We start from the raw sequence: 4,558 nt of genomic DNA, 5'->3' as shown, positions 1-4,558 counted from the left end.
TGCTCCGCGCGGGCCGTGCCGAGGCCGATACCGTCGTCGGGGCGCTCGCCCGGGCGTACGTCCGGGGTGTGGCCGTCGACTGGGCGGCGTTCTACTCCGCCACCGGAGCCCGCCGCGTGGACCTGCCAACCTACCCCTTCCAGCGCAAGCGGTACTGGCTGGAGGAGGGCCACCGCGGCACTGCCGCCACGCCCCCGGCCACGGACGGCGGGGCGGTGGACGCGGCCTTCTGGGAGGCCGTCGACAACGCCGACCTCGGCGCCCTCACCACCACCCTCGACCTCGACATCGACGCCGATCAACCCCTGAGCGCCGTGCTGCCCGCCCTGTCCGCCTGGCGGCGGCAGCGCACGGAGCGGTCGGTCGTCGAGGGCTGGCGCTACGCGGTGACCTGGAAGCCGCTCGGGGACCCGGACGCCGGCGCGCGTCCCGCCGGGACCTGGCTCGTGGTCACCGCCGGCGGCGGGGCCACCGCGCCGGACGGGCTCCCCGCGGTCGCGGACGCACTGCGCGCCCACGGCGTGGACGTCCGGGAGGTCCCGCTCGGCCTCGCCGACACCGACCGGGCCGCCGTCGCGGACCTGCTGCGCACGGCGCTCGCCGGGAACCGCGCCGACGGTGTGGTCTCCCTGCTGGCCTTCGCCGAGGACCCGCACCCGGCCCACCCCGCGGCGCCCGCGGGACTCCTGCTGACCGGGGCGCTGGTCCAGGCCCTGGGCGACGCCGGCGTCGACGCCCCCCTGTGGTGCGTCACCTCCGGCGCCGTGGCCACCGGCCCGGCCGACCGGGTCCGCAGCGCCGCCCAGGCCGGGCTGTGGGGCTTCGGCCGGGTGGTCGCCCTGGAGCACCCCGAGCGCTGGGGCGGCCTGGTGGACCTGCCCGCCCGCCCGGACGCGCGGACGCTCGACCGGCTGCTGACCGTGCTCGGCGGCGCGGCCGCCGGGACCGGGCAGGCGCACGGGCGCGGCCCGGTGCACGGGGAGGGTCCGGTGTCCGGAGCCGGGTACGAGGACCAGCTCGCCGTACGCTCCGCCGGGCTCCTGGCCCGCCGGATCGGCCGGGCCCCCGCCCCCGCGGCCGGTGCCGCCGGCGGGGACCGTGCGCCCTGGCGGCCGCGCGGCACCGTCCTCGTCACCGGTGGCACGGGCGCGCTCGGCGCGCACGTCGCCCGCTGGCTCGCGGCGAACGGCGCCGAGCACCTGGTGCTGGCCGGCCGCCGCGGGCCGCAGGCGCCGGGCGCCGAGGCCCTGGTCGCGGAACTGGGGCGGCTCGGCGCCCGCGCCACGGCCGTCGCCTGCGACGTGACAGACCGGCAGGCCGTACGCGACCTGCTCGGCGCCCTCCGCGACGACACCGGCGCCCCCGCCCTCACCGCGGTCTTCCACACGGCGGGCGTCGGCCAGCTCGCGCCGCTCGACGAGACCGGACCGCAGGACACCGCCGCGGTCCTCGCCGCCAAGGCCGCGGGCGCCGAACACCTCGACGAGCTGCTCGGCGACACCGAACTGGACGCCTTCGTCCTGTTCTCGTCGATCGCCGGCGTCTGGGGCAGCGGCGGGCAGGCGGCCTACGCGGCCGCCAACGCCCACCTCGACGCCCTGGCGCAGCGGCGCCGGGACCGCGGCCTGGCGGCCACCGCCGTGGCCTGGGGACCCTGGGCCGAGGGCGGCCTCGTCGCCGACGACGAGGCCGCCGGGCAGCTGCGCCGACGCGGGCTGCCGGTGATGGCCCCCGAACGGGCCGTCGCCGCCCTCCGGCAGGCGCTCGACGCGGGGGACACCACCGTCACGGTCGCCGACGTCGACTGGGACCTGTTCGTCCCGGCCTTCACCGCGTCCCGGCCGCGCCCGCTGATCGCGGACCTCCCCGAGGCGCGCCGCGTCCTCGAGGCCGAGGGGAGCGCCGGCACCGCACCCGGCGGCGACCCCGCCGCCGGGGACGCCGACCGGCTGACGGCCGAGCTGCGCGCCGCCGGCGCCGACGAGGCCGAACGGATCCTGCGCGACCTGGTCCGTACGCACGTCGCCGCGGTCCTCGGGCACGACGAGGCCGCCGCGGTCGACGCGGGCCGGGCCTTCAAGGACCTCGGCTTCGACTCCCTCACCGCCGTCGAACTGCGCACCCGACTCGGCGGGGCCACCGGACTGCGGCTGCCCGCCGGCCTCGTCTTCGACCACCCGACCCCCGCCGCCCTGGCCGCGCACCTGCGGGCCGGACTCCTCGGCGAGGACACGGCGCCCGCCCTGCCGGCGCTCGCGGAGATCGACAAGCTGGAGTTCGCCCTCGCCTCGGTCCCCGTGGACGACGCCGCCGAACGCGCCCGCGTCACGGCCCGGCTCGAAGCGCTCCTGGCCGACTGGAACCGGACCGAACGCGCCGCCCACGCCCAGGAGGACGAGGAGGCGGCCATCGAATCGGCGTCCGCCGAGGACCTCTTCGACATCATCAACAACGAATTCGGAAAATCCTGACCCTTGATGCCCGATCCGATGCCCCAGCCGAATCCCGCATGCATTCCGCATTTCTCCAGGAGGTGACGATCCAGTGGCCGGCACGAACGAAGAAAAGCTTCTCGAAAACCTGAAGTGGATGACCACGGAGCTCCGGCGGGCCCGCCGCCGCCTCCAGGAGGTCGAGCAGGACGCCCACGAGCCCCTCGCCATCGTCGCGATGAGCTGCCGCCTCCCCGGCGGCGTACGGTCCCCCGAAGACCTGTGGCGACTGGTGTCCGAGGGCGGTGACGCCATCACCGCGTTCCCCGACGACCGCGGCTGGGACGTCGAGTCCCTCGCCGACCCCGACCCCGACCGCAAGGGCACCTTCTACAACACCGGCGGCGGATTCCTCGACGACGCCACCGTGTTCGACCCCGGATTCTTCGGCATATCGCCGCGCGAGGCCCTCGCGATGGACCCGCAGCAGCGCCAGATCCTCGAAACCTCCTGGGAGGTGTTCGAACGCGCCGGGATCGATCCGGCCTCCGTGCGCGGCAGCCGCACCGGCGTCTACATCGGCGCGGGCGCCATGGGGTACGGGGCCGACCTCAGGGAGGTCCCGGAGGGCCTCGAAGGACTGCTCCTGACCGGGGGCGCCACCAGCGTCCTCTCGGGCCGGGTCAGCTACGTCCTCGGTCTGGAGGGCCCCGCCGCCACCGTCGACACCGCCTGCTCCTCCTCCCTGGTCGCCCTGCACCTGGCGGCCCAGGCCCTGCGCGGCCGCGAGTGCTCGCTCGCCCTCGTCGGCGGTGTGTGCGTCATGCCCGGCCCCGACGTGTTCGTCGAGTTCAGCCGCCAGCGCGGGCTGGCCGCCGACGGCCGCTGCAAGTCGTTCGCGGCCGCCGCCGACGGCACCGGCTGGTCCGAGGGCGTCGGCGTCCTGCTCGTGGAGCGGCTGTCGGACGCCCGCCGCAACGGGCACCCCGTCCTCGCCGTCGTCCGCGGCTCCGCCGTCAACCAGGACGGCGCCAGCAACGGCCTCACCGCCCCCAACGGGCCCGCCCAGCAGCGCGTCATCCGCCAGGCCCTGGAGAACGCCCGGCTCTCGGCCGCCGAGATCGACGCGGTCGAGGCCCACGGCACCGGCACCCGGCTCGGCGACCCCATCGAGGCCCAGGCCCTCCTCGCCACCTACGGCCAGGACCGCCCCGCCGGCCGGCCGCTGCGCCTCGGCTCCCTCAAGTCGAACCTCGGCCACACCCAGGCCGCCGCCGGCGTCGCCGGCATCATCAAAATGGTCATGGCGATGCGGCACGGCGTCCTCCCCCGGACCCTGCACGTCGACCGGCCCACCCCCGACGTCGACTGGTCGGCCGGGGCGGTGGAGCTCCTCACCGAGCCCGTGCCCTGGCCCGAGACCGGGGCACCGCGCCGCGCGGCCGTCTCCGCCTTCGGCGTCAGCGGCACCAACGCCCACACCGTCATCGAGCAGGCCCCCGAGGAGGAACGACCGCAGGCACCGGAGGACACCTCCGGCGGCCTCCCGGCCGTGCCCGCGGCCCCGGACAGGCCCGCCGTGCTGCCCTGGCCTCTGTCCGGCCGCACCGCCGCCGCGCTCCGCGCCCAGGCCGCCCGCCTGATCGCCGCCCGCGCCGGCGACGCCGCCGGCACCCCGGCCCTCGACCTCGCGTACGCCCTCGCCACCGGCCGCGCCGCCCTGGAGCACCGCGCGGTGCTCCTCGGCCGTACGGACGACGACCTCGGCGCCGCCCTCGCCGCCCTCGCCGCCGGCGAGGACGCCCCCGGCCTCGTCACGGACACCGCCACCGAGGGCGAGCTGGCGTTCCTGTTCACCGGGCAGGGCAGCCAGCGGCTCGGCACCGGCCGTGAACTGTACGACGCGGAGCCGGCGTTCGCCCGGGCCTTCGACGCGGTGTGCGAGCGCGTCGACCCGCTGCTCGGACGTCCGCTGAAGCACGTGCTGTTCGGGGCCGACGGGGACCTCCTGGACCGGACGGAGTACGCCCAGCCGGCCCTGTTCGCCGTCGAAGTCGCCCTGTTCCGGCTGCTGGAGAGCTGGGGGCTGCGGCCGGACTTCGTGGCCGGGCACTCGATCGGCGAGA

General features: G+C 77.1%; 2 protein-coding genes. Both read left to right on the top strand.

Features of this window, described 5'->3' with window-relative positions:
• On the top strand, window positions 1–2,471 hold a 2,471-nt coding region (locus IF43_RS0135150; protein WP_037891458.1), incomplete at its 5' end, for an SDR family NAD(P)-dependent oxidoreductase.
• A gap of 73 nt (window positions 2,472–2,544) precedes the next feature.
• Window positions 2,545–4,558, top strand: a 2,014-nt coding sequence (locus IF43_RS0135145; RefSeq protein ID WP_030210861.1) for a type I polyketide synthase, incomplete at its 3' end; no start/stop codon positions are given.

Origin of the sequence: Streptomyces sp. NRRL S-87 (genome assembly GCF_000719335.1) — a bacterium.
In the GTDB taxonomy this organism is placed as follows: Bacteria; Actinomycetota; Actinomycetes; order Streptomycetales; family Streptomycetaceae; genus Streptomyces.
Note: the sequence above shows the minus strand (reverse complement) of the source record. Positions and strands in the feature narration are given on the sequence as shown.